General features: G+C 59.4%; 19 protein-coding genes, 2 pseudogenes and 1 riboswitch. Of the genes and pseudogenes, 11 read left to right on the forward strand and 10 right to left on the reverse strand.

Annotated elements, in window-relative coordinates; translation table 11 throughout:
• Positions 1–29: 29 nt before the first annotated feature.
• Both HJW02_RS02680 and dgt read left to right on the forward strand, forming a co-directional pair.
• Positions 30–2,267 (forward strand): multicopper oxidase domain-containing protein, encoded by a 2,238-nt coding sequence (locus HJW02_RS02680; RefSeq protein ID WP_102722089.1) that lies wholly within the window; start codon positions 30–32, stop codon positions 2,265–2,267.
• Between the two features lie 59 nt (positions 2,268–2,326).
• Positions 2,327–3,655 (forward strand): dGTP triphosphohydrolase, encoded by a 1,329-nt coding sequence (dgt, locus tag HJW02_RS02685; RefSeq protein ID WP_102722007.1) that lies wholly within the window; start codon positions 2,327–2,329, stop codon positions 3,653–3,655.
• A 271-nt stretch (positions 3,656–3,926) separates the two neighbouring features.
• Here dgt and HJW02_RS02690 read toward each other — a convergent pair whose 3' ends face one another.
• From HJW02_RS02690 to HJW02_RS02725, 8 genes are all read right to left on the reverse strand, one after another.
• Positions 3,927–4,880 (reverse strand): PDZ domain-containing protein, encoded by a 954-nt coding sequence (locus HJW02_RS02690; protein ID WP_180971013.1) that lies wholly within the window; start codon positions 4,878–4,880, stop codon positions 3,927–3,929.
• A gap of 386 nt (positions 4,881–5,266) precedes the next feature.
• Positions 5,267–5,938 carry a hypothetical protein gene (locus HJW02_RS02695; RefSeq protein WP_102726352.1) on the reverse strand — a complete coding sequence of 224 codons (672 nt, stop codon included), beginning with the start codon at positions 5,936–5,938 and terminating at the stop codon, positions 5,267–5,269.
• 15 nt (positions 5,939–5,953) lie between these two features.
• The gene (locus tag HJW02_RS02700) at positions 5,954–6,532 is read right to left on the reverse strand and encodes an RNA polymerase sigma factor (protein ID WP_240454321.1); all 579 of its coding nucleotides are present in this window, start codon (positions 6,530–6,532) and stop codon (positions 5,954–5,956) included.
• 120 nt (positions 6,533–6,652) lie between these two features.
• On the reverse strand, positions 6,653–7,597 hold the full coding sequence (locus HJW02_RS02705) for a thioredoxin fold domain-containing protein (RefSeq protein ID WP_102722002.1): 945 nt from the start codon (positions 7,595–7,597) through the stop codon (positions 6,653–6,655).
• Between the two features lie 102 nt (positions 7,598–7,699).
• Complete coding sequence (thiC, locus tag HJW02_RS02710; protein ID WP_022398376.1) at positions 7,700–9,526, reverse strand: phosphomethylpyrimidine synthase ThiC; 1,827 nt, start codon at positions 9,524–9,526, stop codon at positions 7,700–7,702.
• Between the two features lie 65 nt (positions 9,527–9,591).
• A riboswitch (TPP riboswitch) is annotated at positions 9,592–9,711 on the reverse strand.
• A gap of 141 nt (positions 9,712–9,852) precedes the next feature.
• Positions 9,853–11,763 carry a cation-translocating P-type ATPase gene (locus tag HJW02_RS02715; protein WP_102722001.1) on the reverse strand — a complete coding sequence of 637 codons (1,911 nt, stop codon included), beginning with the start codon at positions 11,761–11,763 and terminating at the stop codon, positions 9,853–9,855.
• 125 nt (positions 11,764–11,888) lie between these two features.
• Positions 11,889–12,164: a metal-sensing transcriptional repressor gene (locus HJW02_RS02720; protein ID WP_022398378.1), complete on the reverse strand. Its 276-nt coding sequence runs from the start codon at positions 12,162–12,164 to the stop codon at positions 11,889–11,891.
• A 212-nt stretch (positions 12,165–12,376) separates the two neighbouring features.
• Positions 12,377–12,862, reverse strand: coding sequence for a GNAT family N-acetyltransferase (locus tag HJW02_RS02725; RefSeq protein WP_102722000.1), 486 nt, complete (start codon positions 12,860–12,862; stop codon positions 12,377–12,379).
• Positions 12,863–13,167: 305 nt separating this feature from the next.
• Here HJW02_RS02725 and HJW02_RS02730 point away from each other — a divergent pair, with 305 nt between their 5' ends.
• Positions 13,168–13,761 (forward strand): sigma-70 family RNA polymerase sigma factor, encoded by a 594-nt coding sequence (locus tag HJW02_RS02730; protein ID WP_102722088.1) that lies wholly within the window; start codon positions 13,168–13,170, stop codon positions 13,759–13,761.
• A gap of 322 nt (positions 13,762–14,083) precedes the next feature.
• On the opposite strand, the gene HJW02_RS02735 is transcribed toward HJW02_RS02730, so the two are convergent.
• Together HJW02_RS02735 and HJW02_RS02740 are read right to left on the reverse strand one after the other, a co-directional pair.
• A complete protein-coding gene (locus HJW02_RS02735; protein ID WP_180976246.1) occupies positions 14,084–16,132 on the reverse strand; it encodes a sialidase family protein in 2,049 nt (682 codons plus the stop codon).
• A 144-nt stretch (positions 16,133–16,276) separates the two neighbouring features.
• Positions 16,277–16,789, reverse strand: coding sequence for a hypothetical protein (locus HJW02_RS02740; protein ID WP_102721998.1), 513 nt, complete (start codon positions 16,787–16,789; stop codon positions 16,277–16,279).
• 188 nt (positions 16,790–16,977) lie between these two features.
• Here HJW02_RS02740 and HJW02_RS02745 point away from each other — a divergent pair.
• From HJW02_RS02745 to HJW02_RS02780, 8 genes and pseudogenes are all read left to right on the forward strand, one after another.
• Positions 16,978–18,318 (forward strand): annotated as a pseudogene (locus HJW02_RS02745) (sugar MFS transporter); the annotation flags it as partial.
• A 618-nt stretch (positions 18,319–18,936) separates the two neighbouring features.
• Positions 18,937–20,715 carry an L-fucose isomerase gene (locus HJW02_RS02750; RefSeq protein WP_102721996.1) on the forward strand — a complete coding sequence of 593 codons (1,779 nt, stop codon included), beginning with the start codon at positions 18,937–18,939 and terminating at the stop codon, positions 20,713–20,715.
• Positions 20,716–20,808: 93 nt separating this feature from the next.
• The gene (locus tag HJW02_RS02755; protein WP_022398386.1) at positions 20,809–21,165 is read left to right on the forward strand and encodes a four helix bundle protein; all 357 of its coding nucleotides are present in this window, start codon (positions 20,809–20,811) and stop codon (positions 21,163–21,165) included.
• Between the two features lie 44 nt (positions 21,166–21,209).
• Positions 21,210–22,634, forward strand: a complete 1,425-nt coding sequence (gene fucK / locus HJW02_RS02760; RefSeq protein ID WP_102721995.1) for an L-fuculokinase — start codon at positions 21,210–21,212, stop codon at positions 22,632–22,634.
• A gap of 13 nt (positions 22,635–22,647) precedes the next feature.
• Positions 22,648–23,463: a class II aldolase/adducin family protein gene (locus HJW02_RS02765; protein ID WP_102721994.1), complete on the forward strand. Its 816-nt coding sequence runs from the start codon at positions 22,648–22,650 to the stop codon at positions 23,461–23,463.
• Positions 23,464–23,541: 78 nt separating this feature from the next.
• Positions 23,542–23,943 (forward strand): hypothetical protein, encoded by a 402-nt coding sequence (locus tag HJW02_RS02770; protein WP_102721993.1) that lies wholly within the window; start codon positions 23,542–23,544, stop codon positions 23,941–23,943.
• Positions 23,944–23,996: 53 nt separating this feature from the next.
• Positions 23,997–24,392: a metal-dependent hydrolase gene (locus HJW02_RS02775; RefSeq protein WP_102721992.1), complete on the forward strand. Its 396-nt coding sequence runs from the start codon at positions 23,997–23,999 to the stop codon at positions 24,390–24,392.
• A gap of 168 nt (positions 24,393–24,560) precedes the next feature.
• A pseudogene (locus HJW02_RS02780) lies at positions 24,561–24,795 on the forward strand (autotransporter domain-containing protein); the annotation flags it as partial.

Raw genomic sequence — 24,795 nt, forward strand, 5'->3', positions numbered from 1 at the left:
TCTTTTCTGGCAGTACTTTCCTCCTGTTCATGTTTAAGGTCGCCTCCCATTTTTTCCCATTCCTGTGCTGCTGCCTGATGGCCCAGTTCTCTCCGTCATTCGCCAAAACGGTGGAATACGATTTATACGTCCGGAACGCTCCGGTCAATTTTACCGGGGTCACGCGCCCGGCCATGACCATCAACGGAAGCATTCCCGGCCCCGTTCTGTATTTTACGGAGGGGGACACCGCTGTAATACGGGTGCACAACCTGATGGATACGGAGACTTCCTTTCACTGGCACGGCCTGCTGGTGCCCAATGACCAGGACGGGGTGCCGTACCTGACTTCCGCGCCGGTAAAGCCCCACACCACGCATACCTATACTTTTCCCATCATCCAGAACGGCACGTACTGGTACCATTCCCACAGCGGCCTTCAGGAGCAGAGCGGCCTGTACGGCGCGTTCGTCGTCCGCAAGCGGCCCGGCGACCCGGCGCGCAGGCCGGAGGACGCCCTGCCGGAGTATACGCTGGTGCTGAGCGACTGGACGAACGAGAATCCCCAGGAGGTGAACAGGAAGCTTCACACCGGGTCGGACTGGTTTTCCATCCGCAAGGGGAGCGTGCAGAGCTACTGGGAGGCCCTGCGCGCCGGCTACCTGGGAACCAAGCTGACCAGCGAATGGAAGCGCATGAACGCCATGGACGTGAGCGACGTGTATTACGAACGCTTTCTGCTGAACGGCTCTTCGCAGGCTTCCCTGCCCCGGCTGAAGGGCGGCGACCGCCTCAGGCTGCGCATCGTCAACGGGGCTTCCTCCACCTATTTCTGGCTGAGGTACGCGGGCGGCAAAATCCGCGTGGTGGCCAGCGACGGGAAGGATGTCGTTCCCGTGGACGTGGACCGCATGATGATTGCGGTTTCCGAGACTTACGACGTCGTCCTGACGGTACCGGAATCAGGCAGGGCTTTCGAGTTCCAGGCGACGGCGGAGGATACCTCCGGGTCATCATCCCTGTGGCTGGGCCATGGGGAAAGGCAGCCGCTGCGCCCCTTCCCCAGGCTGAATTACTTCAAGAAGATGAAGCAGATGAACGGAATGATGACCATGGGCGGTAATATGAAGATGATGAAAATGAATTCCGGTTCCATGCGCCAGATGCATCACCACGGCATGCCGGCCTCCCATTCCGGAGATATGGGGATGATGGACATGAAGTCCGGTTCCTCCCATGGTGGAGGCCACGGCAGCATGCAGGAGGAGGGGGAGGGAACCACCCTGACGTATGACATGCTGAAGTCCCCTTCCCGCACCAACCTCCCTTCCGGCGTTCCCGTGAAGGAGCTGCATTTCATGCTGACCGGGAATATGAACCGCTATGTGTGGAGCATCAACGGGAAGACTCTTTCAGAGACGGACCGAATCATGATCGAGGAAGGGCAGAATGTACGCATCATCCTGACCAACAATACCATGATGAGGCATCCCATGCACCTGCACGGGCATTTTTTCCGGCTGGTGAACAAGCACGGGGATTTTTCCCCGCTCAAGTTCACGGCGGACATCCAGCCCATGGCCACCCAGGTGATCGAGTTTAACGCGGCGGAGAAGACGCGCGGCAACTGGTTTTTCCACTGCCATATCCTGTACCACATGATGAGCGGCATGGGCCGGATTTTCACGTATGAGGATTCTCCCCCCAATCCGCAGCTTCCCCACCCCATGCGGGCGCTCCAGCACGTTTACGACATGGACCGGAAGTGGTACCTGACCGTGAACAATGATTTCGCCTCCAACGGGAACATCGGAGACCTGGAGTTCGGAGGCACCCGCTGGAGCGTTCAGGGAGAGTGGCAGATAGGCTACAAGGATACGCGCGGCTATGAGGCGGAAGGACGGCTGGGCAGGTACATCGGGGAGAAGCAGTGGCTTTACCCCTACATCGGGGTGGACTGGACCTGCCGCAAGGGTGAGGCCGGAGAACGCAACATGTTCCGCCAGACCACCAAAAAGGACCGGGAAGTGGACGGCACCCTGGGCGTCCGGTATACGCTGCCCCTGCTCCTGATTGGGGATGCGCGCATTGATACGGACGGAAAGGTGCGCCTGCAATTGGAGAGGGATGATATCCCGCTCACCTCCCGCCTGCGCCTTTCCTTTTCCCTGAATACGGACCGGGATTATTCCGTGGGCCTGCACTACATCCTGACCTCCCATCTCAGCGTTTCCACCAATTACGACAACAACCTGCACTGGGGAGTGGGGCTGATGCTGACCTATTGAACGCCTTCCCCCATTTTCTCCTGTTCCAGCCGGGCATTCCCCTGTAGCATTCCTTCACCATGTCAGGGATGATGAATTGGCAGCAGCTTTTGTCGGACGCCCGCTGGGGGTCCAGGCACCAGAGTACGGCGTCTCCGCAGAAAAACCGCAGCAATTACGACCGGGATTACGGGCGCATTCTGTTTTCCAGCGCTTTCCGCCGCCTTCAGGACAAGACGCAGGTTTTCCCCCTGGGTCGCAATGATTACGTTCGCACCCGCCTGACCCACAGCCTGGAGGTGGCCCACATCGGCTCCTCCCTCGGCATGCTGGCGGGAGAGTGGCTGGCGGAGAAAGGTTCCCTTCCCGCTCCTATAGTGCCTTCCGACGTGGCCACCATCGTTTCCACCGCCTGCCTGGCCCACGACATCGGCAATCCGCCCTTCGGCCATTCCGGGGAGGACGCCATTGAAACCGCCCTGAAACGGCACGGCCTGGAGCTGCCGTTTGAAGGGAATGCCCAGGGGTTCCGCATCCTTACCCGCACCGGGGATCCGATGGAAGGCAACGGCCTGAAACTGACGGCGGCCGTTCTGGGCGCCTTCATGAAGTATCCCTGCACGCAATCCTATTCCGCGGCCGTCAGGAAAGGCGGCATGACGGCAGCCAACAAGCTTGAATGCAAGAAGTTCGGCATCGGGGAACAGGAGAGGGAGGCGGCTTCCTTCGTGGCCGGCCATCTGGGACTGCTTCCCCGTTCCGCGCCTGATGAAAAATACCTTTGCTGGTGCCGCCATCCCCTGGCGTACCTGATGGAGGCCGCGGACGATATCTGCTACCGTATCGCGGATATTGAAGACGGGTATTTTTCCGGCATTCTGGATTTTGAGCCTACCAGGGATTTATTCAGCCCTTTCCTGACGGAATCCCAGCTTTGCTACGTCCGGGAACTGGAAAAGAAGGATGAAAAAGAATCCTGCATCCATTACATGCGCGCGCTCGCCATCGGCAGGAGCATCCAGTCTGCCGTGGACAGTTTCATGAAGCATGAAGAGGAGCTTCTGCAAGGGAGCATGGATCAATCCCTGATTGACCGTTCGGAACTGGCCGCGCTGCTGAACGGATTGTACCAGTACGCCATTGAGAACGTGTACCAGGCCCGGGAGGTGATTGAAGTGGAAGCCATGGGCTACAAGGTGCTGGGAGAGCTGATTGACTTTTTCATGGAGTGGGTGAACCATCCTTCCTCCGGACAGTCCAAAAAAGTAGCCATCATGCTTCAGGGAACCGGTCTGCCCAAGGATGACGAAGGGAAGGACGCACGCCTGGCGCACATGCTTGATTATATTTCCGGCATGACGGATTCCTTCGCGCTGGAGACGTACCGGAAATTGACCGGCATTCTGTAGTTCCTGCCGCACTCCGCTTTTCAAAAGGAGTTCAAGACCTGCCCACAGGGAGGCCGCAGAATATCCCCTTTCTTCTCTTTCCTTTTGCTTCGGGCGGTTCCTCCGGGTGAGGAACAAATGTCCTGCTGCTGTTCCGTGCTTTTTCTTCCCGGAACGCGCCGCTTTTTCAGAAGAGGAAAAAGCCCCTTTTCTGCATGAAAAAGGCTGCCCCACACAGGGCAGCCGTCCTTAACATAATGATCATGGATTTCTCCATTGTTTCATGAAGAGGTTAAAAGCAGAAATTGGTTTCTATGTTTTTCAGGCGTTCCCTGACGGCTTCCGGCACGGCCTCCTTTTCCTCCGGCGTGTTGTAGGGGCCGGAGTACAGGACTTTTCCCGCGGAATCCGTCACATGGACGGTGGTGCCCGCCTGGGAGCTGGAAGAAACCACAATGGTTCCGTTGGCGTCCGACATCCGGACGGAAGACGTGCTCTGCCCTCCGCCGGACACCTTGCCCATGGGGGGCATGGGCATCTGGTGAAGGTTCTGGAGGCTCCGGAGCATCTGGGCCGCTCCCGGCGCCAGGTTCATCCGGCCGATGATGTCATCCATCCGCGAATCATCAATCGCGGAGTCCCTCAAAAAATCATCCATCATTTGCTGCATGTCCAGAATGCGCTGCGGAAGGCTGGGCCGTGCGGCCATTCCGGCGGGAGGAACCGCCTGGCGCCGGACGGAGGGAACCACGCGCGGCTGGGTGCGGGGATCTCCCTGGGCCGCCAGTATTTCTTCCGCAGAAAGCGTTCCGCCGTCCAGCGTGATATCCGCCGTTTCCCGCTTGCCCTTGCGGTAGAATACAGCCGTAATCTTGTCTCCCGGAACTTTTTCAGACAGGGCTTCCGTCACGGAGCGCGGGCCGGACAGGGAGATGTCCCCCAGCTTGATGATGACGTCGTTTTCCTGGAGTCCGGCCTTGGCGGCGGGGCTGTCCGGCATCACCTTGGTCACCAGCACGCCGGGAAATCCGCTGAGTTCCAATTGAGCCACGACTGCCTGCGGCACCGTGCCGGGCACAATGCCCAGCCTGGCCGGTCTGGAAGAGGGCAGCGGCTTGGTCTGCGGCGTGTAGGGAGTCAAGGGCGGCGGCTGAAGGTTGTCCGTACTTCCTGCGGGCCGGTCAATGGAATATCCGGAGCCCGAACCTATCAGCAATCCCAATGTCAGAAAGATACAGGTTTTCATATCCATGTGAGATAATATACAGCATCCGTCCGCGCAATGTTCAAAATTTGTGCATTTTTTTTGCAGGTCCCCGCCCGTCCCCTTCCGTCCCGCAGCGTCGGCAAACCGCCAAGGAACGCATCACGGGAGTAAAGCCAAGCCAATCCACACTTGGGTGAGACCTTTATCCAGACGCCTTTCCCTCCACCGGCAGGGAGATTTCCCTCCCGGTAGAACATTTATTTCCGGGCATGGGAAAAGAGCTCCGCCATGCATCCAGGACGCTTTCTTTTTCTTCACAAAGCAGAGACGCGGAACAAGGAACAGGACCGGAGAGCGCAAACACTTGCAGCAACAGAATGGAAAATTTCAACCGCGCTGCCCACAGGCGTTCACGCGGCGGTCGTTTAATATTCCTTTTCAGGAAGAATTCTACGGATGACGGCAGGGGCGATCACGGGCACGCGCTCGTCTCCGCCCTGCAATTCAAAAAGAGTGGGTTTCCGCAGCAGCTCCCGCTTTTCCCCGGGCAGTACAGGGGCTTCCGTCTTTTCAGCTCCGGCTTCCACCTCATTCCCTCCGGCCACCGTGCCGCCGGGCGCTACCAGCGTATTTTGAACCAGTAGAACGGCGCCCACCGCAGCCGCCACGGAAATGCCTGAAATATAGGCGAGCCTCCGCCACAGGGGGATTTTCACCGCTTTTTCCTGCTTCGCCTCTCCGGCGCAGTCCATGGCCTGCGCCATTTTGCACACGGAGAATTCCAGCATGGAAGAGGCGGAAAGCCTTTTCAGCCGGGTTTCCATTTCTTGTTCGGACTCGGCGCACATCAGGGAACAGCATTGTTCCCGGAACAGAACCCTCGCCGGGGCAGGCCGCAAACGCTTCAAAAGGGATTCCATCTCATGAATTTCCTCATCGGAGATTTCATCATGCCGGAGACGGTCGTTCAGGGGGAAGATTTCCTCACACCTTCCGGCCAGGCGGGAAATCAGTTCATCGGATACGGGAAGGGGCTGCATGGCGGCAGTACCGCCGCCTTCCTCCCCTGCGGCGGATGATGTTGTTTCATGTTTCATAAGAGTGGAGCGGCATTAGAGTTGGTCTTTTTTGTTTCTCAGCGCCTTGCGGAGCAGGTCGATGCCATAGCGGTACCGGCTCGCCACCGTGTTTTGTGAGATTTCCAGCGTTTCCGCAATTTGCTGAAAGGTTTGTTCCCCCCATATTTTCAGGACAATGACCTCGGAGAATTTGGAAGGGAGCTTCCTGAGCTGCATTTCCATGAACTGCTTGAGCTCCTCGTCCGCCGCGGCGCTGGAAAACCAGGGGTCCGCATAAACATCCTCGTCCTGTTCGGCGGCGCAGGCTTCATCCTCCCTTTTCTGGCGCCGGTCGGATTTGCGGCCATAGTCCACCGCCAGACGCCGGATGGAGGCAAAGACATAGGAAAGCCATGCCTCCTGCCCTCCCACAAACTCTCCGGAGGCCTCCTTGCGCGCCAGCCGTATCAGGGCATCCTGAAGGATGTCCTCCGCATCTTCCGGAGAGCGGGACTGCTGGCGGGCAAACAGCAGCAGTTGAGCGACGTGCCTCCGCAGCCATTCATCCCAGCTCAGCAAATGGCTGTCTTCTTCATTAACTTCCTCTTCCCTGATGTAGGCGGACGTATTCATTTCTGCATGTTCGGTTCCTTCATCAATCATAGCGCAGCAAGTTCATTTTTTTGTTTAAAATAAAAGACGGAATATAGTTTTCCTCTTCACGGGAAGAGGGAATGCCTTCATGAAAAGGGCTTATTTTCCCTTATTGATTATTTTCTGCATATTGTTGATCCATGGCTCCAGCTTTTTAGCCGCCGGAGATTCCGGATCGGCGTCACGGGCCATGTTCAGGTATTCCAGGGCCTTGGGATAATTGCGCTCCAGCGCATACCCGTCGCTGACGTATTTGGCTATTTCCAGGCGGATGGCCGGCAGGAGGTCCCGCTTCTCCAGCATTTGCAGAGCTTCCTCCTGTCCCGCGCGGACTTTTTCTGCGGAAAAGGGGCCCGCGTGCTTTTTGTAAAATTGCTCCATCATGAGCCGCTGCGCCGCCAGGGTCACGGCTTTTTCAGCCTTCCCGGCAAATCCGTATTTGTCCTCCGGGTCCAGGGCGGAGATTTCCGCGATCAATTCCTTCTGATAGGGCTGCAAATCCTCCGGAAGCAGCTTGATGGCCTGCACCAGTTTTTCCAGTTTTTCCTTTCCTTCCAGCGCGCGGGCCGCAGCCACGGCTTCTTTCAGCTTCAGCCTCGTCTCCCCGGCGGCTTCCAGTTTCTTCAAATATTCCTCCACCGTTCTGGAGGGCCCCACTATTTTGGCATAGGGAGCGCCATTCCCCTCCATCATCAGGACGGAGGGAAACACGGAGATTCCGTAACGGCGCATCAATTCCTCATGAAACTTGAGCTGTTCCGGAGGCATTTTCCCCTCCGTCCTGGGAAAATCCAGCTCCACCAGCACGAGATGGTTGTCTCCCGCATACTTGGCGAAGGCGTCCGTATCAAAAATATTTTTCCGCAGATAAATACACCCCGGGCACCAGTCGGAGCCGGTGAAGTCAACCAGCACCGGCTGTCCGCTTTTGCCGGCTTTCTCCAGAGCCTTGCTCCAATCCGTCTCCCAGACGGGAGATGCGGAACAAACCACGGCAGAAGCCAGAGAAAGAACGCCAAGGACAGGAAAAAATGAATTCTTCATCTTAAAGGCATCATAGCACCATCCCTGCCCTTGTCATTCTTTTTCAGACGTTCCCGCTCCTGGCAGCCCGGCGGCTGCCGTGACGCCGCGCCTTCGGTCCCCCTACTGCCGGGACCGGCGGCGGATGTCCTGGCTCAGGCGCATGGCGCAGAAGTCCGGACCGCACATGGAGCAGAAGTGGGCCTTTTTGGCGTTGGCATGGGGAAGCGTCAGGTCGTGGTAGGAACGCGCTTTCTGCGGGTCCAGGGAAAGGTTGAACTGGTCCTCCCAGCGGAATTCAAACCTGGCCTGCGCCAGCGCGTTGTCCCGCCACTGGGCGGACGGGTGCCCCTTCGCCAGGTCCGCGGCGTGGGCTGCCAGCTTGTAGGTGACCACGCCTTCCCTCACGTCCTCCCGGTCCGGGAGGCCCAGGTGTTCCTTCCTGGTCACATAGCAGAGCATGGCGCAGCCGCGCTGGCCGATGATCGCTCCGCCGATGGCTCCGGTAATATGGTCGTAGCCGGGGGCGATGTCCGTCACCAGCGGACCCAGCGTGTAAAAGGGAGCTTCCATGCACCATTCCAGCTGCTTGCTCATGTTCTCGGCAATGAGGTGCATGGGCACGTGGCCCGGCCCCTCATTCATGACCTGTACGCCCGCTTTCCACGCGCGCATGGTCAGGTCCCCCTGCACTTCCAGCTCCGCCAGCTGGGCGAAGTCATTGGCGTCCGCCACGGAGCCGGGCCGCAGGCCGTCCCCGATGGAGACGGCAATGTCGTAAGCCGCCAGAATGGAACATATTTCATCCCAGTGGGAATAAAGGAAGTTTTCCTGTTCGTGGATCATGCTCCACTGCGCCATGATGGAGCCGCCGCGGGAGACGATGCCCGTCATGCGACGGGCAGTGTGGTTCACAAACCGGAACAGCAGGGCGGCGTGCACCGTCACATAGTCCACGCCCTGCCGGGCCTGTTCAAGGAGGGTGTCGCGGAAGATTTCCCAGCTCAGGTCCGCCACCTTGCCGCCCACCTTTTCCAGGGCCTGGTAAATGGGCACGGTACCGATGGGAACGGGGGAGTTCCTCAGGATCCATTCCCGAGTGGCGTGGATATTCTTCCCGGTGGAAAGGTCCATGACGGTATCCGCCCCCCAGTGGATGGCCCAGCGCAGTTTTTCCACCTCCTCCTCAATGCCGGACCCCAGGGCGGAGTTGCCGATGTTGGCGTTGATTTTCACCAGGAAGTTGCGGCCGATGGCCATGGGCTCGCACTCAGGATGGTTGATGTTGGCGGGAATCAGGGCGCGTCCGGCGGCAATTTCGTCCCTGACGAATTCCGGCGTAAAATAAGCGGGCATGCGGCAGCCGTTCCGGCGTTCCGGCGCGTGCTGGTGGTCCAGCCGGTCGCGGGCCACCATGCTGGAGGGGCCGAAGCCTTCCTGCGCCTCCAGTTCGGACGGCCGCGGCATCATGGTGAGCGCCTCCAGGACTTCCCGGGCTTCGTCCGGGCGGCTCTTGGCGTTCGGATAACGGTCATACACCGCCTTGAACGCTTCTTCCCTGCCCAGGTTTTCCCGGATGGCTACAAATTCCATTTCCGGCGTAATGACGCCCTGGCGGGCGTAATGCCGCTGAGTCACAGGCGTGCCCCCCGCAGCCCGGAGGCAGCGGCCCTGGTCCGTTTCCGCCTCCTCCACATCACCGCGGACCCGGATCCACGCGGCGCGCAGGGCGGGAAGCCCCTGCTCCGGGGTTCCCTCATAAGCCGCATCCCCCCACGGCCCGGAACAATCGTACACGCGCACGGGGTCATTGGAGTGGGCGGTGCCATCTGGCAGCAGGGTATCGCTCAGGAGGATTTCCCTCAAGGGAACCTGCACGTCCGGATGCAGACGGCCCGGAATATAAATGCGTCGGGAGCCGGGATAGGTCAAATTGGCGGTGTCGTTCATGGAATGGATGCTGTTCTGTGCCGGCAGGGGAACAGCGGAAACGAGACCTTCCCGAGAAACGGGGCATGCCCGTTCAATCGAACTCCCTGCGGCGGAATTATCCGCATCAGGTTTGAAGGGTTCTGCGGGAACAGCATGCCGTTCCCGCAATCTCAGCCTTTGTTTGGGCACCCCTGCCGAACTTGGGAAAAAGATAGCACGGGCTCCCGTCCCATCCAAGCGTTTTCCGGTCCGGGTGCCAAACCCACGGCGCAGGAGCGCCGCATGCCAATGCGGCAACTTGATATCATGCGTCCGCAGGGTGCGCGATACTCCCCTCTCCCCCGTTATGGAGCTGTTCCCTCCGCGCCGTGGGGAGCCATGCTCTTCTTCCTCCCCCATTTCAGCAGAAAGACGGAATTGACGATCACGACGACGGAGCCTGCATTATGGACCAATGCGCCCGCCACGGGATTCAATATTCCGCCCACCGCCAGCATGATGGCGATGAAGTTCAGGGCCATGGAAAACGTCAGATTGCACTTGATCGTGCGCATCATGCGTCTTGCCAGGCGCAGCAGATGGGGGAGTTCCCGTATATCGTCGCTTACCAGGACAATGTCCGCGGCGTCCACGGCAATGTCACTGCCTATGCCTCCCATCGCAATTCCGGCATGGGAGGTTTTCAGAGCCGGAGCGTCATTGATTCCGTCCCCGATCATGCACACCCGGTTCCGTTCCTTCTGGAATGCGTCAATCCAGTTGAACTTGTCCTCCGGCAGGCAGTCCGCGTAAACCCGCTCAATGCCTAGCTGCCCGGCTACATGGGCCGCGGCATTCCCATGGTCTCCGGTCAGCAGCACGGGAACCACCCCGGTTTCCGCCACTTCCCGGATGGTGGAGACGGCGTCCTCCCGCAGGGTGTCCGACAGGGCGATGAAGCCTGCGGCCTTACGGTCCATGCCGAGAAAAATCACGGTGCATCCCTCCCTTTGGTACTGTTCCGCCGCCCTTCTGACTTCGCCGGGCACCTCCAGCCCGTTTTCCCGGAACAATTCCAGGTTCCCGGCCATCAGTTCCCTCCCGTCCAGGACGGCCTGGACGCCTCTCCCCGGAATCATGCGGAACTGTTCCGGCTGGGGAAGCTCCCGCGTTTCTCCCTTCCGGTAACAGCGGACGACCGCCTTGCCCAGAGGGTGCTCCGACCGCAGTTCCGCGCAGGCGGCATACCTGTAAAGCACCTGTTCGGGGAGGTCCGGCAGAAAACTGCGTACCGCCGCCACGCGGGGCGTCCCGTGGGTAAGCGTTCCCGTCTTGTCAAAGGTGAGGTGGGATACGGAGGCCAGGCGTTCCAGGGCATCCCCCTCCCGCACCAGGAATCCATGCCTGGTGGCGTTTCCGATGGCCGCCATGATTGCCGTGGGGGTAGCCAGCACAAGCGCGCAGGGGCAGAATACCACCAGGATGGTGACGGAGCGGATCAGTTCGCCCGTGACCAGCCAGGCCAGCCCTGCGGAAGCCAGGGCAATGACGACGATCCAGGTGGCCCAGCGGTCCGCCACGCTCACGATTCCGGCCTTTCCCGCATCCGCGGATTGGACGAGACGGACCATGCGCTGAATGGAACTGTCCTCCCCGGCCCTGGACGCCTTCATGTCAAAGGCTCCGAACTGGTTGACCGTTCCGCTGGAAACCTCGTCCCCAGCTTCCTTGTCCACCGGAAGGGGTTCACCCGTCATTACGGCCTGGTTGATGGAAGTGTGGCCGGAAAGAATCACTCCGTCCGCCGGAACCGTCTCTCCGGGCAGCACGCGGAGGACGTCCCCCGCACATACCTGTTCCGCCGGAATGACCTCCTCCCGGGAGCCGTCCACTTTCCGGGCGGTAGCCGGGGTCAGATGAACCAGCTTTTCAATTCCCGCCCGGGCTTTGGCCACGGTCAGGTTCTCAAGCAGCGCGCCGAGCTGCATGATGAACGCAATTTCCGCCGCGGCAAAGTCCTCCCCGATGATGACGGAAGCGACCAGCGCGATGGAAACGAGCACATCCGCCTTGATGTCCCAGGCCGCCGCCAGTCCAAGCACGGCTTCCAGCACGATGGGAACGCCGCACAGCACAATGGCTATCCACGCGACGCCAAAGGGAAGCGGTTCAATATCAAGCATGCTCAACAGCAGAGCGAATCCGGAAACGGACAGCAGCGCGACGTCGCGCCTTGTCCCTCCCCATTCCAGCAGTTTTTCCAATCGGTCCAGCATATGATGCTCCTTTCCATACCCATGCAGGTACGGGTTTTATATACCTATAGGGGTATAGGTTTGTCAAGATGAGACGGAAAAATCCCCGGAAATGGCGGTTGAAAAAAGGCTCTTGCCCCCTCCTGCTAAATCATGTTGGCAAACCGTTCGACCGCCTTGGTAAAGCGTGCGATGGTCTGCTCCGGGTCTCCGTGCTCCAGTCCGTCCCGGACGCAATGGCTGATATGCCCCTCCAGCACGACCTGGCCTACCTTGTGCAATGCGGACTTGGCGGCATTGAGCTGGGCAAGCACATCTTCACAGGGAACGTCCTCGTCAACCATCCTGTCGATCGCCTGCACCTGTCCGATGATTTTCTTGAGGCGGCGATGCAAATTTTCAGAATTCATGCATTGTTTCATTGCGGCGTTTCCTTATACTGTTAGGGGTATCTGTATCATCAAGTTATCAGGCAGACAGGAAATGCTGTCAAGAACAGAGTCCTCCCGCGGGCGCGTTCCATCCGCAAGGGCCTACTGTGTCCGGCCCCCTTCTTTCCTCCTTATTCCAGGCGCAACAATCCTTTCCCGCCCCCGCATGAAGACCGGAAGAACGAAGTTCCGGCCTTCCTCCGTCAAACGGGTCCGGTTTCCATGGCGGGAGCCGTATACAGGCGTTCCCGGGCACGATGACCGCCCGTCACCATTGTCAGCAGTTCCCACCCGCATTTTTCATAAAACCCCGCCAGGTCCGTCACCAGATAGAGACGGGGATATCCGAGCGCGGCCAAATCCTTCCGCACAAAGTCCAGGATGGACGCGGCCACGCCCCTGCCGCGATGCCTTTTTTCCACAAATAGCGCGCATAAGTTGGGGGTTAAATCCTTCCGGTCATGGAAATCGTTTTCAATCACTCCGGCACCCGCAATGATTGCCCCCTGTCCGTTCATGACCACGTACCATTGCGGAATGCCCGTTTTCCGTTCCATGCATTTCTTCATGCTTTCCTCATAGGCCTCCACGGGAACGTCCCACTTGGAGCCGAACCAGACGGAAGCTGTGGAAAGGAATTCAGGATGATTCCTTAAACAGACCAATTTACCGGCGTTTCTCTCTTTCATTTTCCCTTACCCTAACAGGCCCCTCCGGTCATTGTCAAACCGGAGCGGCATGGAGGGTGGCCTCCGTATTTCCATCACGCCCCGTCTTCCCACCGGGAAAAGAACGGAATGTTTTCCACCCTCTCAGCCGTTCCCGGCCATCAGCAGGAGCAAAACATTTTGTCCGGCGCCTTGCGCGGAAAGAGAAGAAAGACCCGTTTTCATCTCGTCAGCCGCGGAAAAATGGGATAGACCTTTTTTTCCGGGGCATGCGCCCTTCCGGATGCAACCTTTCACCGGACACGGGGTTTATAGAAGGGAATTTCATGGACGAAGCACAACACATGCCATCCGCAGAACAGGACGAGGACGCCCAGCTGATGCTGAGAGTCAGGAATGGCGACGCTTCCGCCATGGAAATGCTGGTCCGCAAACACCAGAACTCCGTGTACGCCACCGTAGCACGCATGCTGAACAACGGGCCGGAGGTGGAGGACATCGCCCAGCAGGTTTTCATCCGCATCTGGAAAGGAGCCGGGAATTATGAGCCCTCCGCACGCTTCACCACCTGGATGTTCACCATCCTGCGCAATCTGGTCTTCAATGAAGTGCGGCGCCAGAAGCGCAAGCCCACCACCTCCGCGGACGCCATGGAGGAGGAAGGCGGCATGACCGTGTTCCTGGAACCTTCCCAGGCCCCGGATGAAGCCATGGAGCACACGGAACTCCAGCGGGCCGTGGATGAAGCGATTGCCGCCCTGCCGGAAAAGGCGCGCCTGGCCGTCCAGCTGCGCCGCTTTGAAAACATGCCTTACGAGGAAATAGCCCGGACGCTTGACATGACGGTTCCCGCCACCAAAAGCCTGCTGTTCCGCGCCAGGAACATGCTGAAGGACGCGCTGGCTTCTTTTCTGGAGTGACGGCCAGGGAACAGGAAAAAGGGCTGATCCGGAGAAAGCTTTTTTACAAGGGCCCGGAGGCCCTTGCTCCAGAAGCGCAGCCACCAGGGACTCACACTCCCGCGGCCTGGAAGAAACACCGCCGCCGGGAAACGGAGGCTTGATTCGTGCCTCTTTCAGATTCACTCCCCCTGCGCGTTTCAAGCTTCTCTTTCCGTCCTCCCGGCCCTCATACCTGAACTCCCTCCCCTGCGCTTTGGAGAAATTCCTACCCAAAGACCGCTGCCAAAAAAGGGCCGCTCCCGGAAGGAAACGGCCCGTAAACGATTACCTGAAAGCGGCGTCAGCGCGCACTGCCCGCGTTGAGAACCTCCTTGTACGGGATTTTCAGGAAGTTCAGAGCCCCCTGGGATTCATACAACACGCCCACGTGGTTTTTATCCACGGGCGCCAGGCAGGAATACCCCCAGCAATTGCGGGCATCGTAAAGGAGCCACTTGTCTTCCGGCCAGGAGCCGGCGTCATCCGTGGAGGCCTTCAGCGTCATATGGGAGCGTCCGGAAGTGGTGTTGGGGTTGGAGAACAGGACCACCCTGCCCGCGCCCGGCACTCCGTCCACCGCCAGCAGGCTGCCCTGGCAGACGGGTTCCCTCAACTGGGGAGTGCGGTTGGTGGGGTGTTTTTCCCAGGTTTTGCCCAGGTCCTTCGTAACGCCCACCACGCGGGAGCCGCCCCAGTTGCAGCGGGCATTGATCATGATGGAGCCGTCTTTCAATTCAATCACCTGGGCTTCCGTCGTCTGCTGGTTGACGCCCGTGCCGCAGTGCCAGGTCTTGCCCTGGTCCTTGGAATAAACGATGGTGGACCACGGCACGCCCTTGCCGTCCCAGTACTGGGCGGCAAAGACCAGCGTGCCGTCCTTCATGCAGATGCCGTTGCCGGGGCCGTTGAACAGAATGCGCCAGTCCTTGTCCTTGGTCTGTTCCGTAATGTTGATGGGCTTGGACCAGGTAAGGCCGTCGTCATCGCTGTACGCCAGCACCAGCTGCCCGCAGGCTTCCGGGGAATTGTCCCCGGACTTGCTGCCCCAGATGGAATGCTTGTGGCTCCAGATGGCGGCCACCCAGATGCGGCCCGTCTTTTCATCCACCAGAATGGCGGGGTCTCCCACGCCCTTGGTAGCCCCCAGGGAGGGGTCAATCTTGGAATCGTCCATGGCGATCTTGACGTCGGACCAGGTGCGGCCCCCGTCCGTGGAGCGGCTCACGCCCACGTCAATGTTGGCCGGAAGGTCGCCGGAATGGTTGTAACGGATGTCGTAAACGGCCAGGAGAGTCCCTTTCCTGGACCTGTCCAGGCCGGGAATGCGGTAGAACTTGGAGTTGAAATCCCCGTGCTTCACTACGGCCACGCCGATGCGCTGCGCCACCGGGGCGGCATTGGCCACCTTCATCAGCTTGTTCCCCGCCACAACGCTGGCCGGGCGCACCACCACCCTGCCGTCCAGGGAGGCGCCCTTCTTCATCGTCACGCATGCCCACAGGTAATTGTCGCCGGGGTCCAGCTCCAGCTTCCCCTTCACGGAAACCTGGGGCCTGGAGGAGCCGGAAAGCTTCACCGTACCCAGTACCTGGGAGGCATCCTTCAGAAACGGGTCTTCCCCGTGCTGAATGGGCGGAGCCTCTTCTCCCCGCACCACCGTCACGGATTCAATGTCGGAAAGCTTCGTCGTGCCCGTAAAATCCAGATTGACGGCCGTCAGGAACTGAGGATTAAGACAGCCGTCCGTTTGAACCTTCAGGGAAAGAACGGGACTGCACGGGATGCGCACCATCACCGGATAGGCGGAAGAAGCCATCTCCACCTGCGGATTCACCTTCATGGGGATGCAGGGCACGATGAACAGGTCGTCCAGCTTCAACCCCTTGTTCTCCGGCGACGTCAGCTTGAACACCAGGGAGCGCGTTCCGGCGGGAACGCCGGCCTCTATCCTGGTATTGAAGCCGCCCGTCCTGATGTCCTTGCCGTCATAAATCTTCTTTTCCCCCTTGGGCCCTACGGCCACAATGGAAAATTCAAAGGGGGCCTGTCCGGTCCAGCGCTCCGCCCAGGCGGACAGCCGTACTTCCCTGGAAGGAGTATCCTTCAAGTCCAGCTTCAGTTCGGTATCCTGCCCGCCGAACATCCGCAGGGAAGATTTCCCGGATTTTCCCCCTCCCCCGATTTCCGCCACGCCGTCCCGGCAGGACATGGGGCCGTACTTGGTGGAAAGCGTGGTAAACTTGCCGTGTTTGGCCTGCTCAAAGCTTTCCGTACCCAAGGCAGCGGGAACAGACATGCCCAGGGCACACAGCAGGGCAAGCCCCGTTAATGTATTCAAAGGTAAACGCATCGTATTTATGGTGTGTTTCGCAGGACAATACGCAGCGAACCGGAACAATCTTGCCCGGAGCTGCGTCATTGCCAGCCTGTTTCCTAACACACGCTTTTCCGCCGCGTCCAGCCTTGCCTGGGAGGCCTGTAGAAAGACCAGTCCTCAATCTTTCGTCTTTTCACTGGAAGGAGACGCCGGCTCCATGGAAATCACGGGACGTTCCGGAAAGGAGCTGGAATCCCGGTGCATGTAGTAATGGGACCAGTGAAGGACAACCTTGTCCCCCGGCTTCAGGGCGGCTACCTTTTTCAGGATGTCCGCCCCCTGCAGGATGGGCTTGTGCGCCGGATTGACGTCAATCATCAGCTGCTCCTGCTTTTCATCCCCGTACTTGCCGGGTTTCCGGTAATCCAGATACTTGATGATCCGGAAAGCGGCGAAATCCTTGGCGTGGTCACACTTGTCCGGACAGAGGGAGGTAAGGAACCTGCACTTGCGGTGAATAATACCCGTAAACTCCGCCTCCGCCACATGGTCTGACAGCAGTTCTCCGGACGGCAGCGTCACGCCGCTTTTTTCATCCGTCTTTTCCGGATTGGCGACGGGGGAATCTTCCGCCTGAACGCCCCAAAAACCGGCCAGCCCAAGACAAACGGCAAGAATGCACTTCTTCATCAGCCCATCCTTAGCCGCCTCGGAAACAGGAGTCAAGAAGAAGCCGGGTCTCCCGTGAACGCTGACAGGATATCCCAACCCAAACATACCGCTTTGTTTTATTTGTCAACATGTTGGATGATTTCTGGACTCTTTTCCGTTTCCAGATTGACGCACCGCCGTCCTTGTGAGAGATTGACAAAAGCAATATGGACAAAAACCGTACCTCTACCGTGCCGATCGTTCCCAAACAGTACCGGCTGCCGTTCTTCATGCTGGTCTCCTGTTTTGCGCTGTGGGGGCTGCTGAACAACATGACGGACAACCTGGTCCCGGCATTCAGCAAGATCTTCATGATCAACGCTTCGGAATCCGCAGGGGTGCAAATCTCCTTTTACGGGGCGTATGCGGTGCTTGCCATCTTCGCCTCCATCCTGCTGGAGGAATTCTCCTACAAGGCCGGGGTGCTCATCGGCCTGGGGTTCTACATGATCGGCGCGCTGTGCTACATACCCGCCGCCATCGGGCAAAGTTTTGACATTTACCTGGTAGCCATCTTCGTGCTGGCGGGCGGCCTCTCCATCCTGGAAACCACCTGCAACCCGTTCGTCCTCTCCATGGGGTCCCAGGAGACGAGCGTACGCCGCCTGAACTTCGCCCAGGCCTTCAACCCAATCGGCTCCCTGACGGGCATCTTCCTGGCCAAATACTTCATCCTGGCGCACTTGAATGATGCGGACATGGACACCCGCAAGGCCATGGACCCGGAACAACTGAACGCCATCGTCAGCGACGAGCTCTTCTGGGTGTGCGTTCCCTATGTGGGCCTGGTCGCCATCGCCGCCGTCATCTGGTTCTTCTTCTGCCGCTACAAGTCCGACGATGAAAGCGTGCCCACCCGGGAAAACACGCAGCCCCTTTCCTCCAAGCTCGGCCGCCTGGGCCTGTGCGTCGCCTTCATCCTCATTCCCTTCCTGTTCCAGTACTACTCCACCTTTGAATTCAGCATGGTGCAGCAGATCCTGATCATGATGATCGGGCCCATCGCCTTCCTGCTCATCATGCCGGACTACCGCTGCCAGCTCATGAAGCTGGTGAAGCTGCCGCGCTACTTCTGCGGCGTGGTGGCCCAGTTCTTCTACGTGGGCGTGCAGATCGCCGTCTGGACGTGGACCATCAAGTACATCATGTCCGTCTTCCCCGGCATGCAGGAAGCGGCGGCCTCCAACTACTACATCTTCTCCATCGTCCTGTTCATCGCCTGCCGCGCCATCACCACGGCGCTGATGAAAAAATTCAACCCGGCCAACATGATGTCCCTCTTTGCCATCGCGGGCATCCTCTGCTGCCTGGGCACCATGTACCTGCCCAAGGAAATCTCCGTCTGGACGCTGGTGGGCATCTCCGGCTGCATGTCCCTGATGTTCCCCACCATTTACGGCATCGCCCTGCGCGGACTGGGTTCCGAAGTGAAGCTGGGCGCCGCGGGCCTCATCATGGCCATTCTGGGGGGCGCGGTCATCACCCCGTACATGGGCTCCTTCATTGACAACACCACGGTAAAAAACCAGGTGGCCTACTTTGAATCCATTGACCGTCCCCTGATCGCGCAGGCGGAAGCAGCGGACTCCCGCAAATCCGTCTCCGGCGCCATGCTGGCCCTCTACAAGATGTCGGAAGCCAATCCCGCCGGGGGGGAAGAACAGGCCAAAGCCGCCGCCAAATTCCAGAAAAACCTGGATACCTTCCTTTCCCTCCATACCCTGGACGGGGAAGCCTTTGACCGGGCGGCCAAATCCCTGCCCGGCTGCTCCGGCCTCAAGCCGGAAGAACTGGCGGTCTTCAAGGCCAACCTGGACCGCCTGCCCGCCCCCGCCGGGAGAGAACAGCAAATTCAGCAATTCTCCCTGATTCCGGCGCTCACCACGCTCTCCGGGAACCAGGCCGAGGTACTTGGCAACCTGATTTCCGACCCCCTGGACATGAAGCAATTCCAGACGGCCCAGGAAAACTTTGTGGAAAAAGCGGTGCGGTCATCCTTCTTTATTCCCATCATCTGCTTTGCCGTGGTACTAATCTACGGCTTCTTCTTCCGCAACACCCATTTGAAAAAGGAAGAGGACGCGCCTGCCCAGGCCTGAACCAGCTTCACATCACCTACGCAAGATATGAAAACAGCATTACCAACCATCGGTATCCGTCCCACGATTGACGGGCGCCGCCTCGGCGTCCGGGAATCCCTGGAAGATCAAACCATGAACATGGCCAAGGCGGCCGCGGCTCTCATTGAGGCCAACATCCGCCACGCCTCCGGCGAACCCGTCAAGTGCGTGATCGCAGACACCTGCATTGGCGGTCCGGCGGAAGCCGCCGCCTGCGCGGACAAATTCAAGGCCAACAACGTCGGCGTCTCCCTGGCCGTCACGCCCTGCTGGTGCTACGGCAGCGAGACCTTTGACATGGACCCGTTCACGCCCAAGGCCATCTGGGGCTTCAACGGCACGGAACGCCCCGGCGCCGTGTACCTGGCCGCCGCCCTGGCCGGACTGAACCAGAAGGGCTTCCCCGCCTTCTCCATTTACGGAAAAGACGTCCAGGACGCCGGGGATACCTCCATTCCGGAAGACGTGGCTGAAAAAATCCTGCGCTTCTGCCGCGCCGGCCTGGCCGTAGCCACCCTCCGCGGCAAGGGCTACCTCTCCATCGGCGGCTGCTCCATGGGCATCGCCGGCTCCATCGTGGACCAGTCCTTCTGGGAAAACTACCTGGGCATCCGCGTACAGGCCGTGGACATGACGGAAGTGCGCCGCCGCATGGACCAGAAGATTTACGACGAAGCGGAATTCGACCTCGCCATGCAATGGGCGGACGCCGTCTTCAAATTCGCCGAAGACAAGAACCGCCCGGACCTGAAGCTGGACGAAGCCGGACGCCGCAGGACCTTCAAGGAAAGCGTGCTGATGGCCATGATCTTCCGGGACATGATGCAGGGCAACCCCAAGCTCAAGAAAATTGACCGCGAAGAGGAATCCCTGGGCTACCAGGCCATTGCCGGCGGCTTCCAGGGCCAGCGCCACTGGACGGACTTCTACCCGAACGGAGACATTGCGGAAACCCTGCTCAACTCCACCTTTGACTGGAACGGCCCGCGCGCGCCGATGCCCTTCGCCACGGAAAACGACTCCCTGAACGGAGCCTGCCTCCTCTTCGGCTACCTGCTCACCGGACAGGCCAACGTCTTTGCGGACGTGCGCACCTACTGGAGCCCGGAAGCCGTGAAGCGCGTCACGGGCTACAAGCTGGAAGGCCATGCCAAGGACGGCATCATCCACCTCATCAACTCCGGCTCCGCGGCCCTGGACGGCTGCATGGCCTGCACGGACAAGGACGGCAAGCCCGTCATGAAAAAGCACTGGGACGTTACCCCGGACGACGCGAAAACCATGATGGAACAAGCCGTCTGGTGCCCGGCCAACCGGGAATACTTCCGCGGCGGCGGCTACTCCGTCCACTACGTCACCAAGGGCGGCGCGCCCGTCACCATGATGCGCCTGAACATCGTCAAGGGCCTCGGCCCCGTCCTCATCGTGGCGGAAGGCTGGTCCGTGGACCTGCCCGCCAAGGTGCACAAGACCCTGGACGAACGCACCGATCCGGGCTGGCCGACCACCTGGTTCGCCCCGCGCCTGACCGGCAAGGGAGCCTTCACGGACGTCTACAGCGTCATGGCCAACATGGGCGCCAACCACGGAGCCTTCACCTACGGCCACATCGGCGCAGACATCCTGACGCTCGCTTCCATGCTGCGCATCCCCGTATACGCCCACAACATCCCGGACGACCAAATCTACCGTCCCTCCGCCTGGGGCCTCCATGGCACCGCGGACCCGGAAGGCGCCGACTTCCGCGCCTGCGCCAACTACGGCCCGCTGTACGGCAAATATTAACGACTGACCTTTTCATCAGGGGAAGACATTCTTCCCCTGATGACGTTCAGCGTTAATATCAAAGACTAAATACGAATGATTAAAGACTAAAAGATGAACGAAAGTGCCGCTCATGAAAAAAGTTTTGCCTTTTCCATTCGTATCGTTTCCTTATGCCGCCATCTTCGCAAGCAACGGTGCGAGCAGGCACTGATCCAGCAAATTCTGCGCTCCGGAACAAGCATAGGAGCCAACCTCGCAGAAGCTTCCTATGCCGTAAGCAAAAAAGACTTCTTCTCCAAAGTACACATTTCACTAAAAGAATGTTCGGAGACTTGGTATTGGCTCCGCCTTCTGCATGCAACTTCCTGCCTGACGGACCAGCAATTTGAAAGCTTGAAACAGGATTGCCTGGAATTAATGCGGCTATTGACCGCTACGACAAAAACGCTTGCCGGGCAAAATCTCTGAACAGTTTCCTTTAGTATCTAATCTTCAAAATTTAGTATTTCTCTATGTACTCCCTCTGCTTGGACTGCGGCGCGACGAACGTGCGCGCGATGGTTGTGGATGAACAAGGCGTCATCGCGGGGAAGGCCTCGCAGCCGAACGCCACGCTGCCCGGTGAGGAAAACCCGGAATTCCACGTCTGGGACGCGGACCGGATTTTCAAGCAGCTCTCCGAATGCGCCGTGAAGGCCCTTGAGGGCCTGGATGCGGAACAGGTGCGGGCGGTAACCGTCACCACCTTCGGCGTGGACGGCGCGCTGGTGGACGCCTCCGGCAGCCAGCTTTACCCCGTCATATCCTGGAAATGCCCCCGCACGGCGGAGGTCATGAAAAACATCGGCAAGTACATCTCCCAGGAAGAGCTTGACCGCATCTCCGGCGTGGGTGCCTTTGCCTTCAACACCATTTACAAGCTCGTCTGGATTAAGGAAAACCGCCCGGAGCTGCTGGAAAAGGCCCATGCGTGGCTCTTCATCTCCAACCTCCTGGCGTACAAGCTCACCGGCGTCATGGCGACGGACCGGACCATGGCCGGGACCTCCCAGCTCACGGACCTGGAAACGGGAGACTTTTCCGAGCTTATCCTGAACCGCCTAGGCCTGCGCCGCGGCCTCTTCCCCCCCACGGTGGACGCGGGGGAAACCATCGGCGTTCTTACTCCGGAAGCGGCGGCGGCCATGGGCATTCCCGCCCTGGCGGGCGTTCCCGTCATTTCCGCGGGGCACGACACCCAGTTTGCCATCTTCGGTTCCGGAGCGGACAGGGACCAGCCGGTCCTTTCCTCCGGCACCTGGGAAATCCTGATGGCGCGCTCCGCACAGGCCCGGCTGACACCGGAGGACTACGCGGACGGCGCCACGGCGGAATTCGACGCGGAACCGGGCCTCTTGAACCCCGGCCTGCAATGGCTCGGTTCCGGCATCATTGAATGGGTGAAAGCCGCCTGCTTCCGCGGTGAATCCTACGATACCATGGATGCGGAAGCGGCCGCCATCCCCCCCGGCTGCGACGGCGTAACGATGGTTCCGGACTTCCTGGCTTCCGGGGACCGGAAAGGCTCCATCGGCGGCCTGGTGCTGGGCCGGACGCGCGGCCACATTTACCGCGCCGCTATGGAGGCGCTTGCCTGGCGGCTGAAATCCCGCCTGCGCCGCCTGGAATCCGTGAGCGGCTTCAAAAGCGAATTCCTCATCCTGGTGGGCGGCGGCGCCAGAAACAGCGTCTGGACCCAGATGCGCGCGGACATCCTCCGCATTCCCGTGAAGGTCTCTGAAGTATCTGAAAGTACCGTGCTGGGCGCATCCATGTTTGCCTTTGCAGGCGCCGGGGTGTACTCTACGCCGGAGCAGGCCAGGGACGCCTTCGGCATCACTTACCGGACGTATATGCCGGGTCCCCAGGAAGCCGCCTACGAAAAGCTCAACCACTAACACGCAACTAAATATGTCAGAAGACTGGTCAATCTCCCCTCCCCTCCCGGACAAGGTGTTCCCGTGGGAAAAATACAACCCCGTCACGCGGGAGGAAGTGAACGAATTCTTCCATTCCCCTGAAATCCTGGTTATCAAGGAACGCATGTGCGACATAGGCCGCCGCCTGTGGAACCGCGAATATGTAGACGGCAACGGGGGCAACATTTCCGTGCGCGTGGCGCAGAACCTGCTGCTCTGCTCCCCCACCCTGTGCTCCAAGGGCTTCATGACCGTGGAAGACATCTGCCTGGTGGACATGGACGCGCGCCAGAAGGCGGGCATACGCCCCTCCACCAGTGAGGTGAAAACGCACATCGCCATGATGAAATCCGTGGGCGTCAACTCCTGCATCCACGCCCATCCCCCGCACTGCAACGCCTTCCTGTTCGCCGGGCAGGTTCCCCCCTCCGGCATCAATCCGGAAGCGGATATCTTCCTGGGCCACATCCCGCTGGCCCCCTACGGCACGCCCGGCTCTCTGGAGACGGCACAAGCCGTGGCGGAAGCGGCCAAACAATCCACCGTGGTCTTCATGGAAAACCACGGCGTGATCACCGGAGCCCGCGACGTGGAAGAAGCGGAATGGTTCATGGAAAACGCGGACGCCTACTGCCGCATGGTGCTGATGGCCGGGCTGCACAAGGCCCCCCTGAACCAGGTGGGACCGGAAGGCGTGGCGGACTTCCTCGCCATCCGCAAATCCATCGGCTACGCCGTGCCGGACAACCAGCCCCTGTACAACACGGAAACCTACGCCGGGTACAAGCTGGGCAAATCCGGCAGATAACCCCCTCTCCAAGGGGGCGGCGGCTGATGCAGGCCAGCCGCCCCCTTTTTTCTCAACGCCCCCCTCCCTTGTGAAAAAATGATCAGCCTCCTTCCCCTATCCCTCGCCGCCCTTGTTTGCAGCCCGGCAGCCATCCCGCAATCTTCCGGGACCATTCCCGTCAGTGTGGAATATACCGGGGCCGGAAAAAGCACCCCTGATAAAAAAATGTCCTTGAGCATTACATGGACGTGCGGAACCGGCAAAGGACATCAAACCGCCTGGGAAACCACCTATGTCCACCCGGACGTGAGGGCCTGGCGCCTGCCTGGCCTCCGCATTCACAAGATCTTCCTGGAATCGGGGGAAAGCCGGATTGAGGAACTGTCCCTCATCTGGAAGAATCCTTCATCCGGCGGCGTTAGAACAGTCTATTCTTCCGTGGGAGGCGGAAACAGGGAACTATCCTTTGACTGGGTGGAAAAACCTTTTTCCAGGTAGTACGCACCCGGACTGTCCGTCTTTGTCCGTTTTTCTTCTATTATTGAACGCTCATGTTCATCGCCCATCTGCCTGCAGGCTATCTCCTGGCAAAAACCATCCGTTTACGCACACCGGGAAGGAAGGCCGTCATGACCGCCGCCCTTCTGGGGGCGATTGCCCCGGACCTGGACCTGTTTTATTTTTATACCCTGGACGGCCGCCAGCACCACCATTATTCCTACTGGACGCACTATCCTTCCGTCTGGTTCGCGCTGATGCTCCTCGCATGGGGAGCCAGCCGGATCAAACCATGGAGCACGGGCGGAACATGGCTGCTGATCTTTTCCATGAGCGGCTTCCTGCACCTCCTTCTGGACTGCATCGTGGGAGACATCCCTCTCCTGGCTCCGTGGTCCATGCGCTTTCACGCGCTGGCCACTGTCCAGGCGCAGTACCACCCCTGGTAGCTGAACTTCCTGCTGCACTGGTCTTTTTTTCTGGAATTGCTCATCATTGCCGTTTCCGTCTGTATCATGGTTTCTGGCAGAAGGAAGACGGAATCTCCCTCAGGAAATCCATTTTCTACAGGAATCCATGATGAATGACGCTGGGACGCTTCTTCCTTTTCCGGAGGATGGGACAACGCCAAGCTCAACCGCACGGTCAACTACGGTGAAGGCAGCTACAGGACGCAGGGCAACACCAGCGGGTGGGGCTTTGGAGCGATGTATGAACTGACCTACGACGTGTACCTCAATGAAGACAGGAGCAGCATCCTGCAGCCCCTGGCCAACGCCTCCGTGGTGACGACGCGCATGGACGGCTACACGGAAACGGGAGCGGGGAACGCGGGCCTGAACGTAGGCAAGC

Origin of the sequence: Akkermansia sp. GGCC_0220, assembly GCF_017566105.1 — a bacterium.
Lineage (GTDB): Bacteria > Verrucomicrobiota > Verrucomicrobiia > Verrucomicrobiales > Akkermansiaceae > Akkermansia > Akkermansia massiliensis.